Genomic DNA, 24,822 nt, shown 5'->3' on the forward strand with positions numbered 1-24,822 from the left:
TGCCGCGACCGCACCAAAGAAAATCCGGCAGCCTGGCTGCCGGATTGGTCGCCACACAGGCGTCTTACATGATGGCCTTGCCCGAAGCATCCTTCAGGTTGGCTTTCCAGGCGTCCTGGACTTGCTTGACGACGCTGGCAGGCATCGGCACGTAGTCCAGTTCGGCGGCTGCAGGAGCGCCGTTCTTGAACGACCAGTCGAAGAACTTCACGACTTCCTGGCCTTTATTGGCGTCGGCCTGGGTCTTGTGCATCAGGATGTACGACACGCCGGTGATCGGCCAGCTTTGCTTGCCGGCGCCGTCGGTCAGCACCACGCCGAAGCCTGGGGCCTTGGTCCACTCGGCATTGGCGGCAGCGGCCTTGAACACGTCGTCCGACGGTTGCAGGTCAACGCCTTCCTTGTTGCGCAGCTGGGTATGCGACAGCTTGTTCTTCTTGGCATAGGCCCACTCGACGTAGCCGATCGCGCCCTTGATACGCTGCACGTTGGCGGCGACGCCTTCGTTGCCCTTGCCGCCCACGCCCACGGCCCACTTCACGGTGGTGCCGGAGCCGATCGACTCTCTCCATGCCGGGCTGGTCTTGGCCAGGAAGTCGGTGAACAGGAACGAGGTGCCCGAGCTGTCGGCGCGGTGCACGACGGTGATGTCGGCGGCCGGCAGTTTCACGCCTGGGTTCAGGGCGGCGATTTCAGCTGCGTTCCACTTGGTGATCTTGCCCATGTAGATGTCGGCCAGCAGTGGACCGGTCATCTTCAGCTGGCCTGGGGTCACGCCTTCGACGTTGACCACGGCAACCACGCCGCCCATGATGGCCGGGAACTGCATCAGGCCTTCCTTGTCCAGCTCTTCCGCTTTCAGCGGCATGTCCGACGCGCCGAAGTCCACGGTCTTCGCCTTGATCTGCTTGATGCCGGCGCCCGAGCCAACCGACTGGTAGTTCAGGCCGGTGCCGGTGGCGGCCTTGTAGCTCTCAGCCCACTTGGCGTAGATCGGGTACGGGAAGGTCGCGCCCGCGCCGGTAATGTCGGCGGCGAACGAGGTCGTCATCACGAGCGTGGCGGCAGCGCCGGCGAGGATCTTCTTGAGCATTGTTATTCCTAACTTTGGTTAAGGGGTATGTTTTGGACTACAGGAAAAAGAATAGCTGCCGAATATGACCTGTTTATGACTTGACCATCCCCTGTCTTTTCGATGTCACGCGACTGGCCGCTTGCGGTTTTGCTATCATGGGTTTCCCGTCAAACCCTGGATGACACCGATGCGCACCCTGCCCTGCGTCCTCTCCATCGCCGCCGCCGGCCTGCTGTCGGCCTGCGCCACGCCCGACCACCTGCCCGACGCCCAGTACACGCTGAGCGAGCGCCAGACCCTGAACCTGCCGCAGCTGCCGGTGGACTCGCGCCTGACCCTCACCTACGAGGGCGCCGACGACAGCCGCTGCCCGGACAATGCGCGCTGCATGTGGGCCGGCCAGCTGGCCTACCGCTTCACCCTGCGCACCAACAATGTGGCGCAGGGCTTCTGGCTGGTGCAGGGAAAACCTGGCTTTACCTCGCCGGGCCTGCGCGGCGCGCGCGTCGAACTCGATCCCTCGTTCGTGCCGCCGCCGCGCGGCATGGCCGAAGAGAAACCGGCCTCGTATCCGGTGGTCTTCAATATGTACGGCACCTGATGGCGCCGGGCCGCCTGCCGCGGGCCGCACTGGCGTGCGGCCTGGTCCTTGCTGTTTCCCTTCACGGCGTTGCGGCTGCGCCGGTCGCGACCGGCACCGGCGGCGCCGTCGCCACGATCAGCGCACAGGCTTCGCAGTCGGCGCTGGCCATCCTGAACGCGGGCGGCAATGCGGTCGATGCGGCAGTGGCCGCAGCCGCCACGCTGGGCGTCACCGATCCCTTCAGCTGCGGCATCGGCGGCGGCGGCTTCATGGTGATCTACCTGGCCAGGGACAAACGCGTGATCACCATCGACCACCGCGAGACGGCGCCTGCCAGCGTGGGCCCGCAACTGTTCCAGCACGACGGCAAGCCGCTCGACTTCGAGACGGCGGTGGCCAGCGGCGCGGCGGTTGGCGTGCCCGGCACCGTGCGCGGCTGGCATGAGGCGCTCGAACGCTACGGCAGCATGCGCTTTTCGCAAGTGCTGGCGCCGGCCATCGCGGTGGCCGACAAGGGTTTTCGGGTCAACGCCAATTTCAGCCAACTGGTGGGACAGAACGAAAAGAAATTCCGCCAGTTCGCGCCGACGAGCGAGCTGTACCTGCACAAGGGCAAGGCACTCCCCGCCGGCACGCTGCTGCGCAATCCCGGCATGGCGCGCGCCTACCGCGAGATCGCGCAAGGCGGCGTGAAGGCATTCTATGAAGGGCCGATCGCGCGCGCGATCGTCGAGAGCGTCAACCGGCCGCCGGTCGCGAAAGGGTATGCCGTACGTCCCGGCGCGATAACCATGGCGGATCTCGCCAACTACGAGGCGCGCATCCGCCCCGCCCTGCGCAGCAGCTACCGCGGCTACGAGCTGTATGGCATGCCCCTGCCCAGCAGCGGCGGCCCGACGGTGGCGCATGCGCTCAACATCCTCGAAGGCTTTGACCTGGCATCGCTGCCGCGCGCCCAGGCCGAGCATCTCTATATCGAAGCCAGCCGCCTGGCATTCGCCGACCGCAATGCCTACCTGGCCGATCCGGAATACGTCGATGCGCCGCTCGCCGGCCTGCTCTCGAAAAAGTATGCGGCCGAGCGCCGCGCGTTGATCGATACGCGGAAAGCCGCGCCGGGCGCGGTGGCGGCGGGCGACCCCTACCGCTACCAGAACGATCCGAGCATCCCCCTGCGCACCCAGCCGGCCGCCACCATCAAGCTGGCGCCCGAGAGCGCGCACACCACCCACCTGACGGTGTCGGACAAGGACGGCAATGTGGTGGCGTACACCTTCACCATCGAATCCTGGGGCGGCAGCGGGATCGTGGTGCCGGGCTACGGCTTCCTGCTCAATAACGAACTCACCGACTTCGATTTCGACGCCAGCGGCCCGCACCCGAATGTGCCCGAAGCCGGCAAGCGGCCACGCTCGAGCATGGCGCCCACCATCGCGCTCAAGGACGGCAAGCCGGCCTTCAGCATCGGCAGCCCGGGCGGCTCGACCATCATCACCACGGTGTTGCAGACCATCGTCAACCACGTCGACTTCGGCATGCCGATGGACCAGGCGCTCGATGCGCCGCGCATCAGCCAGCGCAATGCGGCTGTGACTTCGGTCGAACCGGGCTACGCGGGCAGCGCGCAGGCGCGCGCCCTGGCGGGCTTCGGCCAGCGCTGGGAGTCACCAGCCGAAGAAATCGGCGCCGCCAATGCGCTGGTGTTCAATCCGGATGGCACCGTCACCGCCGTCAGCGAGGGCAAGCGCCACGGCGTCGGCACGGCGCTGGTGCAGCGCCGCGGGCACTAGCTGGCAGGCGGGTAATCGGTATAGCCGTGCTCGCCTCCCTGGTAATATGTCTCCGGGTCGGCCGACGCGAGCGGCAATCCTTGCCGGAAGCGCTCGACCAGATCGGGATTGGCGATATAGGGCGCGCCAAACGATACGAGATCGGCATCCCCTGCATCGAGCAGGGCGCGCGCCGATTCCAGCGTCAAGCCGCCGTTGGCCATGATCGTGCCGTCGTAGAAGCGGCGGAAATAGCGGGCCGTTCCCTCTCCAAGCGCCGCGACCGGCGTGCCCCCCAGCTCGCCTGCAGGATGGTATAGCTGCAGGTAGGCGATCTTCAGCTCCGCTACCCGCGACACCAGGTATTCGTAGGTCGACAAGGTTTGCGCCGTCGGCTGGAGCTTGCCGAGACCGACGCCGGGACTGAGCTTGAGGCCGATGCGGCCCGCACTCCATTCACCGATCATCGCTTCGAGCACCTCGAGTGGAAAGCGCGCGCGGTTCTCGACACTGCCGCCGTAGCGGTCCTCGCGCAGGTTGAACCTGTCGTGCAGGAACTCCGGGATCAGGTAGCCGACGATACCGTGCAACTCGACGCCATCGAATCCCGCCTGGCGCGCCAGCCGCGTCGCCCGCGCATAGTCGCCGATCGTGCGCTCGATATCGCCGAGCGTCATGGCCTGCGGAATGGGCGAAGTCTTGAAACCGTCCGGCGTGAACACCGGCTGCTCGAGGCTGATTGCAGAAGGCGCCAGCGGCAGGCGCCCGCCGTGCAGGTCGGGATGCGAGGCCGCGCCGCAGTGGCCAAGCTGGACGAAGATCCGGCCGCCGGCGGCATGCACCGTATCCGTCACCTGCTTCCAGCCTTCGGCCTGCCTTTCGGTGAACAGGCCCGGCACGTGCAACGCGCCGACCGCCTCCTCGCTCGGCCAGGTTCCTTCGCTCAGGATCAGGCCGGCGGACGCGCGCTGGCGGTAGTACTCGGCCTGTAGCGCGACGGGAATATGCTCCGGATTGTCGGTCCGGGCGCGGGACATCGACGCCATGACGATGCGGTTGGGAAGTTCGACTTCGCCGACCTTGACCGGCTGAAACAGGATGTCGCTGGATTGCATTCGTTACTCCTCGAAATCGCTAGTGCGCATTTCCAGGATAGTAGCCGCCATGATAGGATTTACACCAGTACGTACTTTTTTGTAAGTGTAAAAAACGGAGATGGTTCGATGAAAGATGTTCCTTTCAACTGCGGCATGGAGGCCGTGCTCGACCTCATCGGCGGCAAGTGGAAACTCCTGATCGTGTATCACCTGATGCACGGTGAGCAATTGCGTTTCAGCGAATTGCGCAGATTGGTCGGCAATGTCAGCGAGAAAATGCTGAGCCAGCAGCTCAAGGAAATGACCTGCGATGGCCTGGTGCGCCGCATCGACTTTCGCACGGTCCCGCCCCATGTCGAATACGCGCTGACGTCGTTCGGGAAGAATCTGGCGAAGACCTTCCAGCCGCTATGCGCATGGGGCAGCGAGAATATGGAAGAGATCGCGGCAATCTCGTCCGCGCGGGCGATCCGTAAGGCCTGAGCTGCGCGCGGCCTGGATGTCAGGTCAGAACCCATACTTACCAAAAAATAAGTATGGGTCATTTTGTACTGATCATTCAGGACGCGGCGGCAATCCACTCTTCGCTCTTTGCCCACAATGCAGCGGCCTTTTCCAGGTCGAGCGCATACGAACGCACGCCATCGGCGAACGGATTCGGCAGGTCATTGACCGGCGCTACCGCGACGTCTTCCAGGTACTGGCCGCCGATGGCGTCCTTGTCGGCCACCGCCGCCGCCCACACCGAGGTCGCCGCCACTTGCGGAATCGACTTCAGCATCGCCGGCGGCAGGCCGGCGTCGCTGCGCGCCTTGCCGACGGTCTCGAACAAGCCTTGCAGAAGTTCGGGCGCCAGGTGGCGCGGCAAGTCGGTCATGCTGTTGCCCGGCATGACCGCCGTGGCGCGCACGCCGCGTGCGCGGTAGCGACGGTCGAATTCCACCGCGAACAGCGCATTGGCCGTCTTCGAGCGGCCATAGGCGACGAAGGCATCGTAGGGCTGGCGTTCGAAGTTCGGATCGTCCAGGTCGACGTCGGCCACCCGGTGCGCCTGCGAGGACAGCACCACCAGGCGACCGCCGTCGACCAGCAGCGGCGCGATCTGCGTCAGCAGCGCGAAGTGGCCCAGGTGGTTGGTCGCCAGTTGTGTCTCGACACCATCCACCGTGGTCCCGAACGGCGTGGCCATGACGCCGGCATTGGCGACGATCGCATCGAAGCGGCGGCCGTCGGCCAGCAGGTTGAACCCGGCGGCGCGCACGCTCTGCAGCGAGGCCAGGTCGAGTGCGACCAGCGTCAGGCTGCCGCCCGCCTGCGCCGCCGCGTTCCGTACGGGAACGGTCGCAGCCTCGGCGCGGCCAACGTCCCGGACCGCGCCGACGATGTCGGCGCCACGCGCCGCCAGCGCACGCGCCGTTTCCAGTCCGATGCCCGACGCTGCGCCGGTGACCAGGAAACGCTTGCCCTTCAGGTCGACCCCGGCCAATACCTCATCGGCGGTCGTTTGTGCTCCAAATCGTGTGCTCATGTCTTTTCCTGTCGAATGTCAGATGCCGAGCCCACCCGCCACGTCGATGACGCCGCCGGTGATGTAGCCGCCGTTCTGGCCGGCCAGGAAGTTGACCAGCGCCGCCACCTCCTCGAGCGTCGCGATGCGGCGGATCGGGTGCATGTCGAGGAAGGCGTCGGGCGCCGTCGTGCTGCCCAGGGCCTCGACCATCATGTCGGTCGGCATCGCGCCGGGCTGGACCACGTTGACGGTGATGTTGCGCGGCCCCAGGTCGCGCGCCACGCCCTTGGCGTAGCCGATCAGGGCGGCCTTGGTGCCGGCGTAGTCGGCCACGCCGGGGATCAGGGCCAGGGTGCCGTTGAGCGAGCCGATGAAGATGATCCGGCCGCCATCGGACAGGGCCGCCGCCGCCGCCCGCGTGGTCGCGATCGTTCCCATGACATTGACCTGCCATTGATGGTCCAGTTTGGCGGTGTCGAGCGCGGGATCGTCGACATGCTGGCCCTTGGCCACCACCGCGGCATTGTTGACGAGAATGTCGAGCCGGCCGAAATGCTCCACCACCGCGTCGACCAGCGGCCTGGCCGCCGCCAGGTCGGCCTGGTCGCTCCGGATGGCCAGCGCGCGCGCACCCTTCGCCCTCAGTTTCTCCACCACCGCCTCGGCCTTGCCGCCCGAGGCCACATAGGTGATCGCCACGTCGGCGCCTTCCGCCGCGAGCGCCTCGGCGATTACCGCACCCAGCCCGCGCGAGCCCCCGGTCACCAGCGCGACCTTGCCTTTCAAACCATTCGACATACTGTCTCTCCAACTCAACGTTTATTTCGTAACGATCGTTACGATAACGATGAGTGTATAATCCGCGGATGGACTGTCAAGCATTTTTTGTAATGGCCGTTATTGAAAAAGCGGAGGTATGCTGATGGGTCGCCATCGCGAATACGACGCCGACAAGGTGCTGGATGCCGCACTGTGCGTGTTCTGGCGCAAGGGCTACGAGGGCGCCTCGTATGCCGACCTGACCGAAGCCGCCGGCGTCGAGCGGCCGGCCCTGTACTCGGCCTTCGGCAACAAGGAAGCGCTGTTCAAGCGCGTGCTGGAGCGCTATCACGAGCGCTTCATGACCCACATCCCAGAAGCGCTGGCCAAGCCGACGTCGCGCGAAGTGGCCGCCCACATGCTGTACAGCTCGGTCGAGCTGAATACCCGCTTCCCCGACCGCACCGGCTGCCTCGGCATCAATGGGGCCGTGGCCGGTTCGGACGAGTCGGAACCGGTGCGCCAGGCGCTGATCGGTTTCCGTGCGATCGGCGAACAACAGTTGCGCGAGCGCTTCGAGCGCGCCCAGGCCGAAGGCGACCTGCCCGCCTCGGCCCGGCCCGCCGCCCTGGCGGCCTATGTGATGGCGCTGCTGCATGGCATGGCGATCCAGGCCAAGGCCGGCTTCGAGCGCGAGATGCTCGATGCGGTGGTCGACCAGGCGCTGTCGACCTGGCCCGGCGCGGATTCCTAGTCTGCGACCAGTTCGCGCACCCGCTGCGCCATCGCGTCGATCGAGAACGGCTTGGTCAGCACCGACATGCCGGGCGCGAGCTGCCCGTGGTCGAGCAAGGCGGTTTCGGCATAGCCGGTGATGAACAAGACCTTCAGCAGGGGACGCTTGATACGCGCCGCGTCCGCCATCTGGCGTCCATTCATCATGCCCGGCAGGCCGACGTCCGAGACCACGAGGTCGATGCGCGCGTCCGATTGCAGCAGCGCCAGGCCGCCGGCGCCGTCCTCGGCTTCGAGCACCGTGTAGCCGAGTTCCTCGAGCACGTCGACCACCAGCATGCGTACGCTCGGTTCGTCGTCCACCACCAGGATCGTCTCGCCCTGGCCGGCCGGTGGCGTGGCATCGGCGGCCGGCGCCGCATCGCGTTCGTCGGCCGCACCGCGATGGCGCGGCAGGAAGATGCTGACCGTGGTGCCCTGCCCCAGCTGCGAATCGATCGCCACCTGCCCGCCAGATTGCTTGGCAAAGCCGTAGATCATCGATAGTCCCAGCCCCGTGCCCTGGCCCAGCGGCTTGGTGGTGAAGAAGGGTTCGAAGGCCTTGGCCAGCACGCTAGGTGCCATGCCGGTGCCGCTGTCGGCAACCGACAGCACGAGATAGTCGCCGGGCGGCAGCTCGTGGCCGCGCGCGGCGTCGGCGTCGAGCGCGCGGTTGGCGGTCGCGATCGCGATGCGGCCGCCTTCCGGCATGGCGTCGCGCGCATTGATGCACAGGTTCAGCAGCGCGTTCTCGAGCTGCGACTGGTCGACCAGCGCCGTCCACGGGACGCCGCTGTAGTCCGGCTCGACCCGCACGCCGGGGCCCACCGTGCGCCGGATCATGTCCAACAAGCCGTCGACCATGGTGTTGACGCAGATGGCGCGCGGCGCCAGCGTCTGGCGCCGCGAGAATGCCAGCAGCCGGTGGGTGAGCGCCGCCGCCCGCCTGGTCGCACCTTGCGCCACCGCGACGTAGCGCTCGATCTCGTCCACGCGGCCCTGCTTCAGGCGCAGCTTGACCAGGTCCAGGCTGCCCGCGACGCCGGCCAGCAGGTTGTTGAAGTCATGCGCGAGCCCGCCGGTAAGCTGGCCCACCGCCTCCATCTTCTGCGAATGGCGCAGCTGTTCGTGCGCCCGCTCCAGCTCGGCCTGGCGTTCGCGCTCGACGCTGATGTCGCGCGCCGAGCAGTACACCTTGCGCTCGTCCGCCACCGCCACCCACGACAGCCAGCGCCAGCCGCCGGCCTTGTGGCAATAGCGGTTCTCGAAGCGCAGCGCGGGAATGCCGCGCTCCAGCGCGTCGCGCCAGACCGCCTCGGTGCGGGCGCGGTCGTCGGGGTGGATAAAGTCGAGGAAGGGCGTGCCGGCGACCTCTTCCTCGCTCCAACCCAGCGCGGCCTGCCAGGCCGGGTTCGAACTCTCCATGAATCCGTCGGCATTGAGCACCCCGAGGATGTCGGGACTGAGCTGCCAGGTGCGCCCGCGCGCCAGCGCCTGGGCCAGCACCTTCTGTTCCAGCTGCTCGTTCAGCGCGCGCAGCTTGAGGATCGCCCCGTCGCGCTCGGCCTCCACCGCGCGCCGGCCCTCGACGTCGATCAGCACGCCCGGGAAGCGCAGGCCGGTGCCGTCCGGCGCCAGGTCGACCCGGCCATTGGCTTCGATCCAGTAATACTGGCCGTCGGCGCGCCGCACCCGGTACTGGTGGGCATAATGGCCGCCGCGTGCGATCACCGTGTTGATGGCCTGGGCCAGCCCGGCCTGGTCGTCGGGGTGCACGGTGGCCACCACCTGGGCCAGGGACAGGCCGGTGCGCCCGATGGCCGGGTCGAGGCCGAAGGCGCGCGCGAAGGCTTCGTCGACGGTGAAGCGGTCGGTCGGCAGGTGCCAGAACCAGGTGCCGATGATGGCGCCAGCCTCCAGCGCCAGCTGGACCCGCTCGGCGTCGACGCGCGACGCCGATTCGTGCTCGCGCAGCACGGCTTCGTCGGCCGCCTGGCGCCGCTGCCTGAGCACCGCCTCGGTGGTTTCGATGCAGGTGCACAGCAGGCCGAGGATGCGGCCGGCGTCGTCGCGCACGGGACCGTAGGAATAGGTGAACCAGGTATGCTCGGCGTAGCCCTTGCGCTGCATGACGAGCGGGATGTCGTTCATCTTGTGCGATTCGCCGCCCACCAGGGTGCGCTCGACCAGCGGCGCGAGCACGTCCCAGATTTCGTGCCAGACGGCCTGGAACGGCTGCCCCAGCGCGGCCGGATGCTTGTTGCACAGGATCTCGGCGTAGGCGTCGTTGTAGAGCAGGATCTGCTCCGGTCCCCAGACGATAAAGCCCGGAAAGGCCGAGTCCAGCACGATATTGATGCTGGTGCGCAGCGTGGCGGGCCAGGTTGCGATCGGGCCCAGCGGCGAGGCGGCCCAGTCGTGGCCGCGGATTGCCGCGGCCATGGCGGCGCCGGAAGCGGGAAACGCTGCTGGATTACCCATGGAATCGATCGTGTGCCTGATGGGGTTCCAGGACGTGGTTGCGCGCATTCATCCGGCATTATTGCACGCTCTGCAACGCCACCGCGCCGCGATATCGGCGCCGCCGGACGATTTTTTTGCCACGCACTCGACTACACTGGCAGGGCAGCGCGCATGCGCAGTCCGGCGCGCCGACATCCCATAAGAACACCACGAAGGAGACGCGCAATGACCGATTTTATTACTCTACTCCCGACCCTCCTGATCGCGGCGCTGGCCCTGATCATGTTCGGCCTGGGCCTGTCCCTGACCATCGGCGACTTCCGGCGCCTGCTCGGTCATCCGAAGGCGGTAGTGCTGGCGCTGGCGCTGCAGGCGCTGGCATTGCCGGCGCTGTGCTACGGCCTGATCGTGCTGCTGGACGTGCCGTCCGTGTTCGCGATCGGCCTGATGCTGCTGGCCGCCTCGCCCGGCGGCGTCTCCGCGAACCTGTTCAGCCATCTGTTCGGGGGCAATGTGGCGATGAATATCTCGCTCACCGCGATCAACACGCTGCTGTCGATCGTCACGCTCCCGTTGATCGCCAACTTCGCCATCGCCAGCTTTTCGCAGAGCGGCCAGGTGGTGCCGATGCAGACCGCCAAGGTGATGGAAGTGATCGGCATCGTGCTGGTGCCGGTGGCGATCGGGATGGCGGTCAAAAGGGTCGCGCCGGGCTTCGCGGCGCGTACCGACAAGCCGATGAAGATTTTCTCGATGGCGGTGCTGGCGGCGCTGGCGCTGATCGCCTTCGCCAAGGAATGGGATGCGCTGACCGGCTCGTTCGCCACGGTCGGGCTGGCGGTGGTGCTGTTCAATGCGGCGAGCCTGGGCCTGGGCTACTACGTGCCACGCATCGCCGGCCTCGACAAGCCGAACGCGGTGGCGATCGGCTACGAGATCGGGATCCATAACTCGACGCTGGCGATTTTCGTGGCGGTGTCGGTGCTGGGCGACTTCCAGCTGATGGTGCCGGCGGCGATTTATTCGATCAGCATGTATGTGCTGGCGACGGCGTTCGGGGTGCTGGTGCTGCGGAGGCAGGGGGCCGGGGTGAAGGTGGCGGCGGCAGGCTGAGCTAAGCTGAGCTCACGTTGGAATCGTTAGCTCAAGCACGTCGTTCCCGCGAAGCCGGGAACCTAAGCTTGCTCGCTCAGTGCCTGCGTTTGAAGGCGACGTTAGCGCGAAGGACTTGGGTTCCCGCCTCCGCGGGAACGACGTGCTTGGTTACGCGGGAACGACGTGCTTGGTTACGCGGGAACGACGTGCTTGGTTACGCGGCCAGGGCCATGCGTTCGTGGCCTGCACGCGAACGCAACGGCGCCTGCGCCTGGTTCGCCACGCCAGCCTGCGCATCGACCTTGAACACGCCCACCATCTGCTGCAGCGCATGCGCCTGGTCCTGCAGCGCGCCGGTGGCGGCGGCCGCTTCCTCGACCAGGGCGGCGTTCTGCTGGGTCGCCTGGTCCATATGGCTGACTGCTTCGTTGATCTGCTGGATGCCGGCGGTCTGTTCTTCGCCGGCGGCCAGGATCTCGGCCATGATGTCGCTGACGCGGGTCACGCTGGCAACAATCTCGTCCATGGTGGTGCCGGCGCTGTCGACCAGGGCGGTGCCCGCCTCGACATTGCTGACCGAGGTGCTGATCAACTCCTTGATTTCCTTGGCCGCCGCCGCCGAGCGCTGCGCCAGGTTGCGCACCTCACCCGCCACGACCGCGAAACCGCGGCCCTGCTCGCCGGCACGGGCCGCTTCGACGGCCGCGTTCAGTGCCAGGATATTGGTCTGGAAGGCGATGCCGTCGATGGTCGAGATGATGTCGACGATGCGCTTGGACGAGGCGTCGATGGCGCCCATGGTTTGCACCACTTCCGACACCAGCTGGCCGCCCCGCAGCGCGACCTCGGACGCCGAACGCGCCACGTTATTGGCCTGGCGCACATTGTCCGCGTTGTGCTGGACGGTGGTGGTCAGTTCCTCGAGCGAGGAAGCGGTTTCTTCCAGGCCGCTGGCCTGCTGCTCGGTACGCGCCGACAGGTTCATATTGCCGGCCGCGATCTCGCTGCTGGCGCTGGCGATCGATATGCTGCTGTCGCGCACGCTGCGCACGGTGGTGGCCAGCTGCTGCTGCATGGTGGCCAGGCCCTTGAGCAGTGCGCCCATTTCGTCGTCACGGTCGACCTCAACGCGGGTGGACAGGTCGCCATGGGCCATCGCGTCGAAGTGGCCGAGCGCATGGTCGAGCGGACGCATGATGGCGCGCAGCAGCAGCCACGACGACACCGCCGCCAGCAGCACGCCCAGCACCACGCTGGCACCCGACACCCACATCAGCATGTCGAACAGGCGGCCGCTCTCGTCGTAACCTGCCTTGGCGGTGCTCAGCTGGTAATCGTCCAGCGCGACCGATGCCTTGTCGAAGGTGCCGTACAAGGCCGTCATTTCCTTCATCGACAGCGCTTCGATGCGCTCGACGTTCATTTGCTCGACGGCGGTGGCCAGCGCCAGCATGCCGTCGTTGATGTAACGGTTGCGTTCGACTTCCAGGGTCTTGGCCAGTTCCGCTTCCTCGCCGTCGCGCGGCAGGGCCAGGTAGCGCTGCCATTCCTTGTTCGAATCGTCGATGAAGCCCTTGGCGCGGCTCAGGGTCTTGCCGACGTCGGCCGCGTCCGGATGAAACACGGCGCGGTCCAGGCCGAAGCGGGCGCGGTTCAGGAAGTTCTTGGAATTATTGATCGCGATGCTGGACGCCAGCTGGTTCGAGTACACCTGCTCGAGCGTGCCGTGGTCTTCACGCATGCCATAGATGCCGAGCAGGCCGACGGCGGTGATGAGGAAGCCGAGCATGGCCATCGTGGCGATGAGCCGGATTCGCAGTGTCAATTTGAAAAGCATGGTTGCCCTGAAGATGAAGGTTTTTTTCGTGAGAACGCACAACAACGAAACCTTATCTCCAGTGCGACAATTTTTCAGCAAAAACCGAAGTTTGGTATCGGAATTGCAGGATACCGGTTGTTGCGCAGCAACAAAAAGAACGACCGATCTATCCTCTTAGACAACTCGCTTAATGAACAGATCACGTTACGCGCCATGACCTTTCGACCGTCAATCCAGCCGTCCTGCCGGAAGTGCGAATGGGGACCGAAGCATGGCGCGGTAGCGGCGCGCCGCCAGGACGACGGTCAGCAATACCGCAAATACCGCAGCAGTCGAAAAAACCGGCAATCCCAGGATGGCGCGCCCGAACACGCCCACCAGCAAGCATGCCCCGGCGATCACCAGCACGAGCAGCCATTGCAGGACCGAATTCCAGCGCGACCTGCGCGCATGGTCGCGCAGCGGCATGATCAGGGTCGGCAGGGCCAGACCGCTCAGGCAAGCCACCATCAGCAACTCGTCCACGCCGGCGCCGGTGAGCGCGCTGCACGCGAGCGCCGTGGCCGCCGCCATTGCCCAGGCCACCATGCTGCTGCGCAACACCTTCGATGCCAGCAGGCGATTGAAGCGCGGCGCGGTGGCGGGCATGGCTGGCGCCAGCCTGAGCAGGGACTGGCCGGCGGGCGCCTCCGCCAGGCTCGCAAGCAGCAGCGCGTGCATCTGGAACAGGACCAGCGGCATCAGGCTCCACATCCAGCCCATCTTCAGCGCCAGTTCGGCCGCATGGCGATAGCCCCCCAGGTGCATGAGACCCACCAGCACCAGGCCAAGCAGACCGACGCCTGCGATGCCGAGCACGATGCCGCCTGCCTGCAGGCCGGGGCCGCTGCCGTGCAGGAGCATGGCGCCCAGGTCGCGGCGGTCGCTCGCCCGGCGCAACGAGCGGGCATGCCACCAGCGCATGAAGCGGCCATCCTCGCGATTGCGCAGCGCATCCTTGTCACGCCATATATTGCGCTTTTCCAGCTGGCGCCAATGGCGGTCGCCCGCGCGCGGAAAGATCGTCCTGATGGTCGCCAGGCCCGGCGCCACCAGCAGCAGCGCCAGCAGCGGCAGGAAGGCTGGATGGGCCATCATGGCGTGCACCCGGTCTGGTATGAAGGATGGCAATCCCATCAGGGGCCAGATCGCGATGAACAGTACCGAGCCGGCGCCGTTGCCGGTAGCCGCCAGCGCCAGTCCCAGCGATGCCACCATCCACCAGACCACGCGCAGCACGACGTCCGACGCGCTGCCTGCGTTGGCCAGCGCCAGGCCGGCGATGCAGGGCAACCACACTGCCATGGCCAGTTCCAGCAGGCGGCCACGCATCACCGGTGTCAGTTGGGCGTTGGCGGGGGAATTGAGCTTGAAGGCGCCGGGCAGAAAGCCCCAGGTCCAGGTGAGAAGGACCATGCTGCACAGCGCATTCACGCCCCAGCTTGCCGCAGTGGCAAGGCCATACACCTTCCAGGCGAGGACCGCCGCCGCCAGCGACAGGACTGGCGTCAGCCAGATGACGACCCGGTGCGCATACGGATGCGTCTGCGCCAGCGCCGCCCGCCACAGCAGGCCATACAAGGCCAAGCGCGCGCTCACCGCGTCACCTCGATGAACAGGTCTTCCAGGTTCGACGGCACGCGCGCACCGGGCGGCACGTGGCTGGCGGCGCCATCGAGCAGGTCGTCCAGGTCGCCTTCGAGCACGATGCGGCCGTTCTTGAGGAAGGCGACGTCCAACGCCACCCGCTCCAGGTCGGTGAGAATATGGGTCGAGAACACCACCGTGGTGCCGCGCTCGATGACGCCGTCGATCAGCTCGGTGAGAAAGTCGCGCCGGCCGGCCGGGTCCAGCGCCGACACCGGTTCATCGAGCACCAGCAGCTCGGGATCGTGGGCCAGCGCGCGGACGATCGACAGGCGCTGCTGCTCGCCGCCCGACAAACGCCGGATCGGCTTGTTGCGCATGGCGAGATCGATGCCCCAGCGGCCCAGCAGGCCTTCGACCTTGGCGTCGTTCCAGCGCGGATACAGCGCCTTGAAGTAGTCCAGCATCTGCAGCGGCGTCATCCAGTCGAACAGGTCGGACTTCTGCGGCACGTAGCCGATGCGGGCGCGGGTCGCGTCCGACAGCGCGTCGGGCGATTCGCCGAACAGCGCGATGCTGCCGCCGTCGATCTCGCGCAGGCCCAGCATGCATTCCATCAAGGTCGACTTGCCGGCGCCGTTACGCCCCAGGAGCCCAATCACCTGGCCCGGCCCGACTTCCCAGTCGAGGCCGTCGAGTACGGTCTTGCTGCCGAAGCGCCTGGCGACGCCGCGCATCTGGATCGGGAGTGCGGTCACGGTGATTCCTTCAAGATGGTTTTAAAGAGAGAGAGGACGGTGTCGGGATCGAGCTCAAGTTCGCGCGCCTCGCGTGCCGCGCGTTCCAGGGTCGGACGCAGCAGCGCCAGACGCTCGCCGGCGGCGCTCGCCCCGCCGCTGCCGGCCGGCCGGTCGGCGACGATCATGCCGATGCCGCGCCGCCGCTCGAGCAGGCTTTCGAGCTCGAGCAGGCCATAGGCCTTGGACACGGTCATCGGATTGACGGCGAGCTGCAGCGCGACCTCGCGCACCGATGGCAGCGCATCGCCCGGCGCCAGCTGGCCGCCGGCCACCAGCCGGCGCACCTGGTCGACCAGTTGCCGGTAGATCGGCTCGGTCGATCCGGGGACGATCGAGAACAGTTGAGATGGTTGGGGCGCCATGGCGTATTAGTGTATTAGTTGATTAATACACTAAGGCCATCCACCGTCTTTGTCAAGCATGGAAACGTGTAGGAGCCATAGTGACATTTGGCGCATTTTCAGCGAACTTTAGTTGATAGGATCGACCGGTTTGGTATTGGATTCCATCGGATGCACCGTCGTCTCGCCTGCCTGTTAGCCATCTGTAGCACGTACGCCCACGCCCAGACCGGGGCAAGCGCACCGCCCCAGCAAGTCGTCATCAGCGGCGCCCAGACCGACATCGAGGCGGGCCAGGATTTCGTCGCCGGAAAAATCATCATCGGCCAGAAGAAGATCGCCGACAGCGGCCTGCAGAACACCGGCGAGCTGCTCCGGCGCGAGCCCGCCATCAGCGTCGACAAGAGCGGCCGCATCGGCCTGCTCGGCCTGCCCGGCTACACCCAGGTGCTGGTCGATGGCCAGGCGCAGACCGGCGACTACATGAACATCGACCTGATGCGCGTCGAGCGCATCGAGATCGCCAAGACCACCACTGCCGCCACCGGACCGTTCGGCATCGCGGGCCCCATCAACATCGTGCTGCGCAAGGCGCAGCGCAAGGCTTCGTCCAAATTGAACGGCAATGTGCGCACCGAGGGTGGCAGGAAGGGCATGGACCTGACCTGGTCGGGTACGGGCGTGAGCGATGGCTTCAGCCATACCTTCATGCTGTCGCGCTGGCGCAGGCTGTCCACTACGCATAGCGAATATGTCCAGACCAGTGAACGGCCAGGTGCGGGACTGGTCCGTGGATACGAAGGCGAGATCCATGCCCCGGGCCTGTACGAGTCGCTCATTGCCAGCAGCGTGCTGGCCTGGACCCTGGACGCCAATCACACGCTCACCTTCAGCCCGGAAATCGCGCGCGCCAACTCCGACAACGACAGCCAGGAACAACGGCGCTGGCTGTCCGGCCCGACCTCGTTGGCGAACCAGACCGGGACGAGCCCCACGAACAATCTGCACCTGCCCTTGCTGTGGAACTGGAAGATCGACCCGGACAGCAGCCTGGCCGTCAAGCTGGTCGCCAGCGGCTCGCGTTCGGACAGCCGCCAGCGCAGGGACGAGGTCTGGTCGCCGGGCGGCCCGCGCCAGCGTGTCAATGACCAGGACCGAAGCACGCGCAACTACTTCCTTGACCTCGACTATGTTATCGAGACCGAAGATGGCCACCGGGTCAGCGCCGGCGCCAAGTTCGCGCGCAATGAGAGCGTAGCAGCCATACCGACCTGGTCGACGGCCGTCCAGACCCCAGCGTGGCCGTGCTGGGGCCCGATACGGCATCTCGCGTGACGAGCGCCCGGCTGTTCATCCAGGACGAATGGCGGATCAACCGGCGCTGGGCCGTCAACCTGGGCGCGTCAGGCGAACGGCGCCGCTACCAGCTGGTCGAGGGCCCGGCCAGCAACCGTCCGCGATTCGACCTGTGGTCGCCGTCGGCGCATGTTTCGCACCGCGTCAAGGGCAATCGCAAGCGCCAGCTCAGGGCTTCGCTGGCGCGCAGCTACCAGACGCCCTTCTTCGATGACATGCTGCTGCGTCCCACGATCAATCCGTATGCCCCCTGCCCGGCACAGGGGCTGTGCGGACCCAATGGCATCGACCTGGCCGACAGCAGCGGCAATCCCGCCCTGCGGCCGGAACGCGCGCTCGGCCTGAACCTGTCGTACGCGCACGGGTTCGGCCGCGACAGCGAACTCACCGTGGAATTCTACGCACGCGATATCAGCGACAAGAACGGCCAGGAGGTCGCGCTGGTGGACGTACCCTGGGCCAGCACGCCGCGCTACGTGATCCGTCAGGCCAACCTGGGCCAGGCGCGGATACGCGGGCTGGACCTGGAAGCACGCCTGGCGGGCAAGGATTTCTCGCCCACGCTGGCGAACCTGGAACTCTCCGGCAGCATCGGCCTGGCCGATTCGACCCTCAGCGACCTGCCCGGTCCCGACAACCGCATTGCCGGGCAGTCGCCCTGGCGCGCCAAGCTGGGCGGCAGCTACGCGCTGCAGTCGCTGCCGGTAAAGCTGGGCTTCGATGCCAGCTACCTGCCCGAGGACTGGGTCCGCAGCAGCGTCAACCAGCGCGTCTACGAATCGAGCCGCTGCACGCTGAACCTGAATGCGAGCTGGAACGTCAGCAAGACCACGGTCTTGCGGCTCAACCTCGACAACCTGCTGGCCAGGCGCAAGGCCCGCATCGACGAATACCTGGAGCAGGACAGCATCGTCCGGCTCTCGGCCTGGAACGCGAACCACGCGCGCATCGTGGTGCGTTTCGAAACCAGTCTATGACCCAAAAAGGAAGCACATGAAAAAGATACTCGTCCTCTGCCTGCTGGCCAGCGCGATGTCGGGCGCTTCGGCGTCCGGTCCATTCGTCGCCAAGGAATGCATGCGGCGCTGCGCGGAGGTCAGCCCGATACCCGAGCACAAGGCGTGGTTCGATCAAAAGATGGCCGAGCTGCGCCAGAAGAAAAGCCAGGAAACCGATCCGAAAGCATTGAAACGGCTAACTGAAGAAGAAGAGGACCTGCTTGCAGATCTCGAGGACAAGGGCGAGCAGTTCTGCAGCCACATTTGCGAGGAATAGCGCCAGGCCGGGATGAAAAAAACCGGGGCACGCAGCCCCGGTTTCTCGTATCACGCAATACAGCCGATTACAGGTGCACCGTAATCTGCGGCATCAGATCGTCGAAGGTACGGCCATTGCCGTTCTCGCCGATCGCATGCATCTTCCACTCGCCGTTGTGGCGGTACAGCTTGGCCATGATCTGAGCCGAGTGCGTGCCGGTCACCGACAGGTTGAAGCGCGCCACCTCTTGCTGGTTCGCTGCATTGATCAGGCGGCAGTACGCGTTCTCGACGGTCGAGAAATTCTGGCCGGTGAAGCTGTTCACCGTGAACACCAGCGCCTTGACGTTGGCCGGCACGGCGTTCAGGTCGACGCTGATCTGCTCGTCGTCGCCATCGCCGGCGCCGGTGCGGTTGTCGCCCGTGTGGACGATGCTGCCGTCACGGCTCTTGAGCTGGCGGAACCAGACCGTATCGATCGCATTGTTCGATTCGTCGAACATCACCACCGAGGCGTCCAGGTCGACGGCTTCGGACTTGCCGCCGCCGAAACCGAAGAAGCCCTTCGACTTGATCGCATCCCAGCCGAGACCCATGGTGACGCGGGAGAGACCACCGCCGCCTTCCTTGTCCAGGGAAATCTTCTGTCCCTTTTGCAGATTGACTGACATCGTTATAGCTCCTTATTTTGCGGGCGCCTGCATCCAGGCCTTGAATGCAGTACGGTTACGCGAACAGACATAGACCTTGCCACGACCCGAGAAGCGCAGGACCATGCCCTCGCCGCTAGTCTGGCTGTTGATCAGGTTACCCAGGAAGCCGCCGCTGGTGCCGGTCGTGATCGATATCTCGTAGCGCAGGGTGCTGTCCCAGCACACCACGTGCGAGTTGTCGATGATCGCATCCTTGCCCGGTTCCACATCGAGTACCGACATGGACCCGAAGCCCGACACCACCACCTGGCCCTGGCCGCTCGTCTCGGTGACGAAGAAGCCGCCGCTCTGCGCGAACAGGGCGTTGCCCAGGCTTTGCGTGCGCACCCGCAGGTCCACGCCGGACGTGGCCGCGACAAAGGCGCCATCGCTGATGATGTAGTTGTTCGGACCGACGTCGACCACCTGCATCGCACCCGGCAGCGTCGGCGACAGCAGGCAGTCGCCTTCGCCGCGGGTCGCTTCGATGTGCTGCTGGAAGAACGACTCGCCGTTGGCGAAGGTGCGCATCAGCGCGCTACCGAGTCCACCCTTCATCTTGCCCTTGAGATCGAGGGTCGATTCCATCATCACCATCGCGTCGGATTCGCAATAGATGGTCTCGCCCTGTTTCATCGACACATGCAGGAAGGGATCGACGTCCCCGGTCACGGTAAATACTGGCATTTGGCTCCCTTTCATGAGGCGGTTTTTATGGACCGCCCCTACATTACCTTAAACGTTCACGCCGTAGTTGCGGGCGAGTGGCCCCAGGCCGCCGTTGAAGCCCTGGCCGATGGCGCGGAACTTCCAGTCGGCGCCGTTGCGGTAGATCTCGCCGAAGATCATCGCCGCTTCGGTCGAGCTGTCTTCCGACAGGTCGTAGCGGGCGACTTCCTGGTTGGTGGTGTTGTTGACGCAGCGGATGAAGGCCTTGCCGACCATGCCGAAGTTCTGGCGGCGCGCTTCGGCGTCGTGGATGGTCACGCCCAGCACGACCTTGTCGATGTCGGCCGGCACCTTGGCCAGGTCGATGGTGACGAATTCGTCGTCGCCTTCGCCGGCGCCGGTGGTGTTGTCGCCCGAGTGGACGATCGAGCCGTCGGCCGATTTCAGGTTGTTGTAGAAGATGAAGTCGCTGTCCGAACGCACCTTGCCGGACGTGTTCAGCAGGAACACGGCGCCGTCGAGGTCGAAGGCTGCGCCGTCGGTGGCGCGAGTGTCCCAGCCGAGGCCGACTTTCAGCGAAGTCAAGCCTGGCGCTTCTTTCGACAGGTTGACGTTACCGCCTTTTTGCAGACTGATTGCCATGATGAAAATCTCCTAATAAATGAACACCGGTTGCAAACGCAGCGAGCTGGTGTTCTGCCGCTCGCCGCGGATCCTGCACCGCTCCCGGCGGGAGCGGCTATTCATCACACACCGCTTTCCAGCGCCGCGTGCTTTTTCTTGTACTGCAGCGAACTCCACAGCGAAGCCAGGATGAAGGCCACGCCGACGCCGCCGGTGATCAGCTCCGGCACGTGCCACTTCATGCTCGCCAGCATGATCACGGCCAGGATGCCGATCGCGTAGTGCGCGCCATGCTCCAGGTAGACGTATTCGTCCAGCGTGCCCTTGCGCACCAGGAACACGGTCATCGAACGCACGAACATCGCGCCGATCGCCAGGCCCAGCATGATGATCACGACGTCGCTGGTGATCGCGAAGGCGCCGATCACGCCGTCGAACGAGAACGAGGCATCCAGCACTTCGAGGTACAGGAAGCCGCCGATACCGCCCTTCTTGACCGCATCGCCGACGCTGCCGCCGTCCGACTCGCTCTTTTCCAGCATGCTGCTGAGCATATCGACACCCACATAGACCAAGATGCCCCACATGCCTGCGATCAGGACGACCATCTTCTGCGCTTCGTCAACATAGGTCATGCTGAACAGCAGCGCGGCGATCGCGATCATCACGGCGATCGAGGACACCTTGCCCAGCGCGCCGATCTTGGCTTCGAAGTTGCCCAGCCAGTGGGTTTCCTTCTCGTCGTCCAGCATGAAGTTCAGGAAGACCAGCAGCAGGAACATGCCGCCGAAGGCCGCCACTTCAGCGTGGTGGTTGGTCAGGTGGGTCGAGAACGCCTTCGGATCGGACAGCGCCAGGTTCCACACTTCCATGGCGCCCAGGTCCGCAGCCACGGCCACGATCACCAGCGGGAATACCAGGCGCATGCCGAACACGGCGATGATGATGCCGACGCCCAGGAACAGCTTGATCCAGAACTCGTCCCAGCCCTTGAGCACCGAGGCGTTGACCACGGCGTTGTCGAAGGACAGCGAGACTTCCATCACCGACAGGATGGCGGCCACGCCCAGCGCGGTGATCGCGCCAGCCATGCCGCCATGTTCGTAGCCCCACCAGGCGGCCAGTGTCAGGCAGACTGCGGTCACGATGAATGACCAGGTAAAGTACTTCATTAGTTTTTCCCTCTTATAAGTTGTATGCCAATGGTGTCGGCCGATGCATTGTAGCCGCTGGCAATATATTGAAAAAGCGAAGATAATCGGAAGATTACTTCCGAAAAACAGAAGATATGAATCACTCGCCACCCAATTTCCGTCACCTGTATTACTTCTGGGTGGTCGCCAAGGAAGGCAGCATCACGCGCGCCGCCGAGCGCCTTGGCCTGGCGATCCAGACTGTCAGTACGCAGCTTACCCTGCTTGAGCAGGCTTTTGGCAAGGCACTGTTCAATCAGCAAGGCCGGCGCCTGAACCTGACCGAGGCTGGCCGCCTCGCGCTGTCCTATGCCGACCAGATCTTCCTGCTCGGTGAGCAGATGCAGGAAGCGCTGGACGCCTCGGACAGCGCCCGCATCCGGCTCGCGGTGGGCATCTCGGATTCGCTGCCCAAGTTCACCGCCTACCGCCTGCTCGAGGTGACGACCCAGCTCGCCATCCCGGTGCGCCTGGTCTGCCATGAGGACGAGTACGAAGCGCTGCTGGGCGACCTGGCCCTGCACAAGCTGGACGTGGTGCTGACCGACCGCGCGGTGCCGACCGGAACCACCCTGCGCGTGTTCAGCCACCTGCTGTCCGAGAACGAGATGTTCGTGGTCGGCGCCCCGGCCCTGGCCAGGAACTACCGCAAGGATTTCCCGGCCTCGCTGCACGGCGCCCCGATCCTGCTCCCGACCCGCAACAATGCCCTGCGCGGCAAGATCGACGACTGGTTCGAGCGCCACGCGATCCGGCCCGACGTGGTCGGCGAGTTCGAGGACAACGCCCTTCTGAACACCTTCGGCCGGCGCGGGCTGGGCCTGTTCTTCACCCCGGCGGCGCCGGTGGCCGACATCAAGATCCAGCTCGGCGCCGAGCTGGTGGGCCGGGTGCCCGAGGTGCGCGAGCACTTCTATGCGATCTCGAACGAACGCAAGATCAAGCATCCGGCAGTCGAGGCCATCCTGGCCGCCGTGCATAGGGAATCCCTCAGCGCGGAGTAAAGACGGGCCAGGTTGTACAATGCCCCTTGGCTTTGCCTTTTGTTAATACAAAACCAGTATGGAAAACATTTTATTCCTCGTTCTCGCCTTCTTCCTGGTGGCGCTGAACGGCTTCTTCGTGGCGGCCGAGTTCAGTATCGTCACGCTGCGCAAGACTCGCGTGCGCGCGATCGCCAAGACCACCGGCCTGCGTGGACGCATCCTGACCAAGGTCCACGGCCAGCTCGATGCCTACCTGTCGGCCTGCCAGCTCGGCATCACCCTGGCCTCGCTGGGCCTGGGCTGGGTCGGCGAACCGGCCTTCGCCAGCCTGCTCGAGCCGGTGTTCGCCTTCCTCGGCGTCACCTCAGAGGAACTGATCCACGGCGTGTCCTTCGTCGTCGCCTTCTCGGTGATCTCGTTCCTGCACATCGTGGTCGGCGAGCTGGCGCCCAAGTCGCTGGCGATCCGGCTGCCGGAATCGGTGGCCCTGTGGTGCGCCATGCCGCTGTACGCCTTCTACTGGGCGATGTACCCGGCGATCTACGTCCTGAACGCCAGCGCCAACACCGTGCTGCGCATGGCCGGCCTGGCCGGCGCCGGCGGCCACGACACCCATTACTCGCTCGACGAGCTCAAGCTCATCCTGCGCACCAATACCAACACCACCACGCCGGGCGAGAAGATCACCCAGGACGACCGCAACATCCTGGCCCAGTCGCTCGACTTCAGCACGCTGCAGGTGTCCGAGCTGATGCGGCCGATCAACGAGGTCAGCGCCCTGTACGCCAGCCGCTCGCTGGAAGAAAACCTGGAAACGGTGCGCCGCAACCGTTTTTCGCGCTACCCGTATTTCGATGAAGAAGGTGAAGAGGTGCTGGGCATCATCCACCTGAAGGACCTGTATTTCGCGCTGCAGGCGGGCCGCCCGGTCACCGACCTGACGCAGTTCCTGCGCCCGGTCGAGTCGATCTCGGCGCGCACCCCGGCCCAGGACATCTTCCGGCGCTTCCGCGGCGGCGCGCCGCACTTCGCCCTGATCGGAGAGAAGGGCAAGCGCCCGGTCGGCTTCGTCACCCTGGACAATCTGCTGGGGGCGATGGTGGGCGAGATCCGCGACGAGTTCCGGATGAACGAAAACGACTGGCTCAAGCAGACCGACGGCACCTATATCGGCAAGGCCAGCCTGCCGATCTTCTCGCTCGAACGCCTGCTGGGCATCGACATCGACAACGAGCAGATGGGACTGGAAGACGTGGAATCGGTCGGCGGCCTGCTGATGGAAAAACTGGGCGACATCCCGAAACAGGGCCAGCGCATCGGGTTCCCCCATTTCGACGTGGTCGTCAAGAAAATGAACGGGCCACGCATCTTGCTGGTCAAAGTCATACCGCAATTGACCCGCACAAATGAGAACGACGAGCGCGACTGACGCTTTTCCACCCTTATTGCATGACCGCTTTTGCTGACTTCGTAGCTGAAAAATGTTATTTTCAGTGCATGGGGTGCCAGATACCGATTAGAAGGCATTAAATGTCCGTCAAGACTCGCAACAACGTCCACGTGGCCGGCCAGGGCGCCGCCACGATGGTGTTTGCCCACGGTTTCGGCTGCGACCAGACCATGTGGCGCTTCCTCGCGCCCGCCTACCACGACCGGTTCCGCGTCATCACCTATGACCTGACGGGCTGCGGTGGCTCCGACCTGGCGGCCTACGACCGCGCCAAATACGCGTCGCTGCACGGCCACGCCGACGACCTGCTCGAGATCGTGGAGGAATTCGCCACCGGGCCGACCGTGCTGGTGGGCCACTCGGTCAGCGCCATGATCGGCATGCTGGCCACCATCGCGGCCCCCGGGCGCTTCGCGGCCCAGGCCATGATCGGCCCTTCCCCCTGCTACATCAACGATGGCGACTATGTCGGCGGCTTCAGCCGCGAAGACATCGGCGAGCTGCTCGACACCATGGAAGCGAACTACCTGGGCTGGTCGCAAAGCCTGGCGCCGGCCATCATGGGCGCGCCCAACCGTCCCGACCTGCGCGAGGAACTGACCAACAGCTTCTGCCGCAACGATCCCGAGATCGCGCGCCATTTCGCCTGCGTCACCTTCCTGTCCGACCACCGGACCGACGTGGCCAGGTCGACCGTGCCGGCCCTGGTGCTGCAGTGCAGCGACGACCTGATCGCGCCGCGCACGGTCGGCGAATGGCTGCACCGCAACCTGCCCAGCAGCAGCCTGGCCGTGATCGACAACGTCGGCCACTGCCCGCACATGAGCGCGCCGACTGCCAGTTCGCGCGCGATCGACGTCTTCCTCGCGCAGACGCTGCGCTAGC

25 protein-coding genes are annotated in these 24,822 nt (G+C 65.3%); 12 read left to right on the forward strand and 13 right to left on the reverse strand.

The genetic code is table 11. The features are described from left to right. Positions 1 to 64 precede the first annotated feature (64 nt). Complete coding sequence (gene pstS / locus SOM28_RS12365) at positions 65 to 1,093, reverse strand: phosphate ABC transporter substrate-binding protein PstS (RefSeq protein WP_320468289.1); 1,029 nt, start codon at positions 1,091 to 1,093, stop codon at positions 65 to 67. A gap of 169 nt (positions 1,094 to 1,262) precedes the next feature. On the opposite strand from pstS, the gene SOM28_RS12370 reads away from it, so the two are divergent. Next, complete coding sequence (locus SOM28_RS12370) at positions 1,263 to 1,676, forward strand: hypothetical protein (RefSeq protein WP_123070115.1); 414 nt, start codon at positions 1,263 to 1,265, stop codon at positions 1,674 to 1,676. Further along, a complete protein-coding gene (gene ggt, locus SOM28_RS12375; protein WP_320468290.1) occupies positions 1,676 to 3,448 on the forward strand; it encodes a gamma-glutamyltransferase in 1,773 nt (590 codons plus the stop codon). Before SOM28_RS12370 ends, ggt begins: the two co-directional genes overlap by 1 nt. Here the strand turns inward: ggt and SOM28_RS12380 are convergent. Next, complete coding sequence (locus SOM28_RS12380) at positions 3,445 to 4,542, reverse strand: alkene reductase (protein ID WP_320468291.1); 1,098 nt, start codon at positions 4,540 to 4,542, stop codon at positions 3,445 to 3,447. The genes ggt and SOM28_RS12380 overlap by 4 nt on opposite strands. Before the next feature lie 108 nt (positions 4,543 to 4,650). Here SOM28_RS12380 and SOM28_RS12385 point away from each other — a divergent pair, with 108 nt between their 5' ends. Continuing rightward, the gene (locus SOM28_RS12385; protein ID WP_123070118.1) at positions 4,651 to 5,007 is read left to right on the forward strand and encodes a winged helix-turn-helix transcriptional regulator; all 357 of its coding nucleotides are present in this window, start codon (positions 4,651 to 4,653) and stop codon (positions 5,005 to 5,007) included. 76 nt (positions 5,008 to 5,083) lie between these two features. Here the strand turns inward: SOM28_RS12385 and SOM28_RS12390 are convergent, their stop codons facing one another. Beyond that, on the reverse strand, positions 5,084 to 6,052 hold the full coding sequence (locus tag SOM28_RS12390) for an SDR family NAD(P)-dependent oxidoreductase (protein ID WP_320468292.1): 969 nt from the start codon (positions 6,050 to 6,052) through the stop codon (positions 5,084 to 5,086). Positions 6,053 to 6,070: 18 nt separating this feature from the next. Beyond that, a complete protein-coding gene (locus tag SOM28_RS12395; RefSeq protein ID WP_123070120.1) occupies positions 6,071 to 6,832 on the reverse strand; it encodes an SDR family NAD(P)-dependent oxidoreductase in 762 nt (253 codons plus the stop codon). Positions 6,833 to 6,956: 124 nt separating this feature from the next. Between SOM28_RS12395 and SOM28_RS12400 the strand changes: the two genes are divergently transcribed. Continuing rightward, entirely contained in the window at positions 6,957 to 7,547 is a 591-nt protein-coding gene (locus SOM28_RS12400) for a TetR/AcrR family transcriptional regulator (RefSeq protein WP_320468293.1), read from the forward strand. Here the strand turns inward: SOM28_RS12400 and SOM28_RS12405 are convergent. Then, positions 7,544 to 10,048, reverse strand: a complete 2,505-nt coding sequence (locus tag SOM28_RS12405) for a PAS domain-containing protein (protein WP_320468294.1) — start codon at positions 10,046 to 10,048, stop codon at positions 7,544 to 7,546. The two genes, SOM28_RS12400 and SOM28_RS12405, sit on opposite strands and share 4 nt — an antisense overlap. On the opposite strand from SOM28_RS12405, the gene SOM28_RS12410 reads away from it, so the two are divergent. Together SOM28_RS12410 and SOM28_RS12415 are read left to right on the forward strand one after the other, a co-directional pair. Further along, positions 10,047 to 10,232, forward strand: coding sequence for a hypothetical protein (locus SOM28_RS12410; protein WP_320468295.1), 186 nt, complete (start codon positions 10,047 to 10,049; stop codon positions 10,230 to 10,232). The two genes, SOM28_RS12405 and SOM28_RS12410, sit on opposite strands and share 2 nt — an antisense overlap. A 23-nt stretch (positions 10,233 to 10,255) precedes the next feature. Continuing rightward, positions 10,256 to 11,143, forward strand: a complete 888-nt coding sequence (locus tag SOM28_RS12415) for a bile acid:sodium symporter family protein (protein ID WP_320468296.1) — start codon at positions 10,256 to 10,258, stop codon at positions 11,141 to 11,143. 196 nt (positions 11,144 to 11,339) lie between these two features. On the opposite strand, the gene SOM28_RS12420 is transcribed toward SOM28_RS12415, so the two are convergent. From SOM28_RS12420 to SOM28_RS12435, 4 genes are all read right to left on the reverse strand, one after another. Continuing rightward, a complete protein-coding gene (locus SOM28_RS12420) occupies positions 11,340 to 12,962 on the reverse strand; it encodes a methyl-accepting chemotaxis protein (protein ID WP_320468297.1) in 1,623 nt (540 codons plus the stop codon). Positions 12,963 to 13,172: 210 nt separating this feature from the next. Next, complete coding sequence (locus tag SOM28_RS12425; RefSeq protein ID WP_320468298.1) at positions 13,173 to 14,582, reverse strand: hypothetical protein; 1,410 nt, start codon at positions 14,580 to 14,582, stop codon at positions 13,173 to 13,175. Further along, positions 14,579 to 15,328 carry an ABC transporter ATP-binding protein gene (locus tag SOM28_RS12430; RefSeq protein WP_320468299.1) on the reverse strand — a complete coding sequence of 250 codons (750 nt, stop codon included), beginning with the start codon at positions 15,326 to 15,328 and terminating at the stop codon, positions 14,579 to 14,581. The genes SOM28_RS12425 and SOM28_RS12430 overlap by 4 nt, the downstream gene beginning before the upstream one ends. Beyond that, positions 15,325 to 15,732, reverse strand: coding sequence for a GntR family transcriptional regulator (locus SOM28_RS12435; protein ID WP_147933692.1), 408 nt, complete (start codon positions 15,730 to 15,732; stop codon positions 15,325 to 15,327). Before SOM28_RS12435 ends, SOM28_RS12430 begins: the two co-directional genes overlap by 4 nt. 150 nt (positions 15,733 to 15,882) lie before the next feature. Between SOM28_RS12435 and SOM28_RS12440 the strand changes: the two genes are divergently transcribed. The 3 genes from SOM28_RS12440 to SOM28_RS12450 are packed head-to-tail and all read left to right on the forward strand — an operon-like array spanning position 15,883 to position 18,342. Then, on the forward strand, positions 15,883 to 17,046 hold the full coding sequence (locus SOM28_RS12440; protein WP_320468300.1) for a TonB-dependent receptor plug domain-containing protein: 1,164 nt from the start codon (positions 15,883 to 15,885) through the stop codon (positions 17,044 to 17,046). Further along, positions 17,043 to 18,044 (forward strand): TonB-dependent receptor domain-containing protein, encoded by a 1,002-nt coding sequence (locus SOM28_RS12445; RefSeq protein WP_320468301.1) that lies wholly within the window; start codon positions 17,043 to 17,045, stop codon positions 18,042 to 18,044. The genes SOM28_RS12440 and SOM28_RS12445 overlap by 4 nt, the downstream gene beginning before the upstream one ends. Positions 18,045 to 18,060: 16 nt before the next feature. Then, on the forward strand, positions 18,061 to 18,342 hold the full coding sequence (locus SOM28_RS12450) for a hypothetical protein (RefSeq protein ID WP_320468302.1): 282 nt from the start codon (positions 18,061 to 18,063) through the stop codon (positions 18,340 to 18,342). 67 nt (positions 18,343 to 18,409) lie between these two features. Here SOM28_RS12450 and SOM28_RS12455 read toward each other — a convergent pair whose 3' ends face one another. From SOM28_RS12455 to SOM28_RS12470, 4 genes are all read right to left on the reverse strand, one after another. Further along, positions 18,410 to 18,994 (reverse strand): TerD family protein, encoded by a 585-nt coding sequence (locus tag SOM28_RS12455; RefSeq protein WP_147933689.1) that lies wholly within the window; start codon positions 18,992 to 18,994, stop codon positions 18,410 to 18,412. Positions 18,995 to 19,006: 12 nt separating this feature from the next. Continuing rightward, on the reverse strand, positions 19,007 to 19,702 hold the full coding sequence (locus SOM28_RS12460) for a TIGR00266 family protein (protein ID WP_123069958.1): 696 nt from the start codon (positions 19,700 to 19,702) through the stop codon (positions 19,007 to 19,009). A gap of 48 nt (positions 19,703 to 19,750) precedes the next feature. After that, complete coding sequence (locus tag SOM28_RS12465) at positions 19,751 to 20,326, reverse strand: TerD family protein (RefSeq protein ID WP_147933687.1); 576 nt, start codon at positions 20,324 to 20,326, stop codon at positions 19,751 to 19,753. Positions 20,327 to 20,430: 104 nt separating this feature from the next. Beyond that, positions 20,431 to 21,480 (reverse strand): DUF475 domain-containing protein, encoded by a 1,050-nt coding sequence (locus SOM28_RS12470; protein WP_320468303.1) that lies wholly within the window; start codon positions 21,478 to 21,480, stop codon positions 20,431 to 20,433. 116 nt (positions 21,481 to 21,596) lie between these two features. Here SOM28_RS12470 and nhaR point away from each other — a divergent pair, with 116 nt between their 5' ends. The 3 genes from nhaR to SOM28_RS12485 all read left to right on the forward strand — a co-directional run bounded on the left by nhaR (position 21,597) and on the right by SOM28_RS12485 (position 24,821). Continuing rightward, positions 21,597 to 22,505 (forward strand): transcriptional activator NhaR, encoded by a 909-nt coding sequence (gene nhaR, locus SOM28_RS12475; RefSeq protein WP_320468304.1) that lies wholly within the window; start codon positions 21,597 to 21,599, stop codon positions 22,503 to 22,505. Between the two features lie 58 nt (positions 22,506 to 22,563). After that, positions 22,564 to 23,916 (forward strand): hemolysin family protein, encoded by a 1,353-nt coding sequence (locus SOM28_RS12480; RefSeq protein ID WP_320468305.1) that lies wholly within the window; start codon positions 22,564 to 22,566, stop codon positions 23,914 to 23,916. Between the two features lie 101 nt (positions 23,917 to 24,017). Further along, positions 24,018 to 24,821 carry an alpha/beta fold hydrolase gene (locus tag SOM28_RS12485; RefSeq protein WP_320468306.1) on the forward strand — a complete coding sequence of 268 codons (804 nt, stop codon included), beginning with the start codon at positions 24,018 to 24,020 and terminating at the stop codon, positions 24,819 to 24,821. Position 24,822 lies beyond the last annotated feature (1 nt).

The organism is Massilia sp. CFBP9026 (genome assembly GCF_034045165.1).
Taxonomy (GTDB): Bacteria; Pseudomonadota; Gammaproteobacteria; order Burkholderiales; family Burkholderiaceae_D; genus Telluria; species Telluria arenae.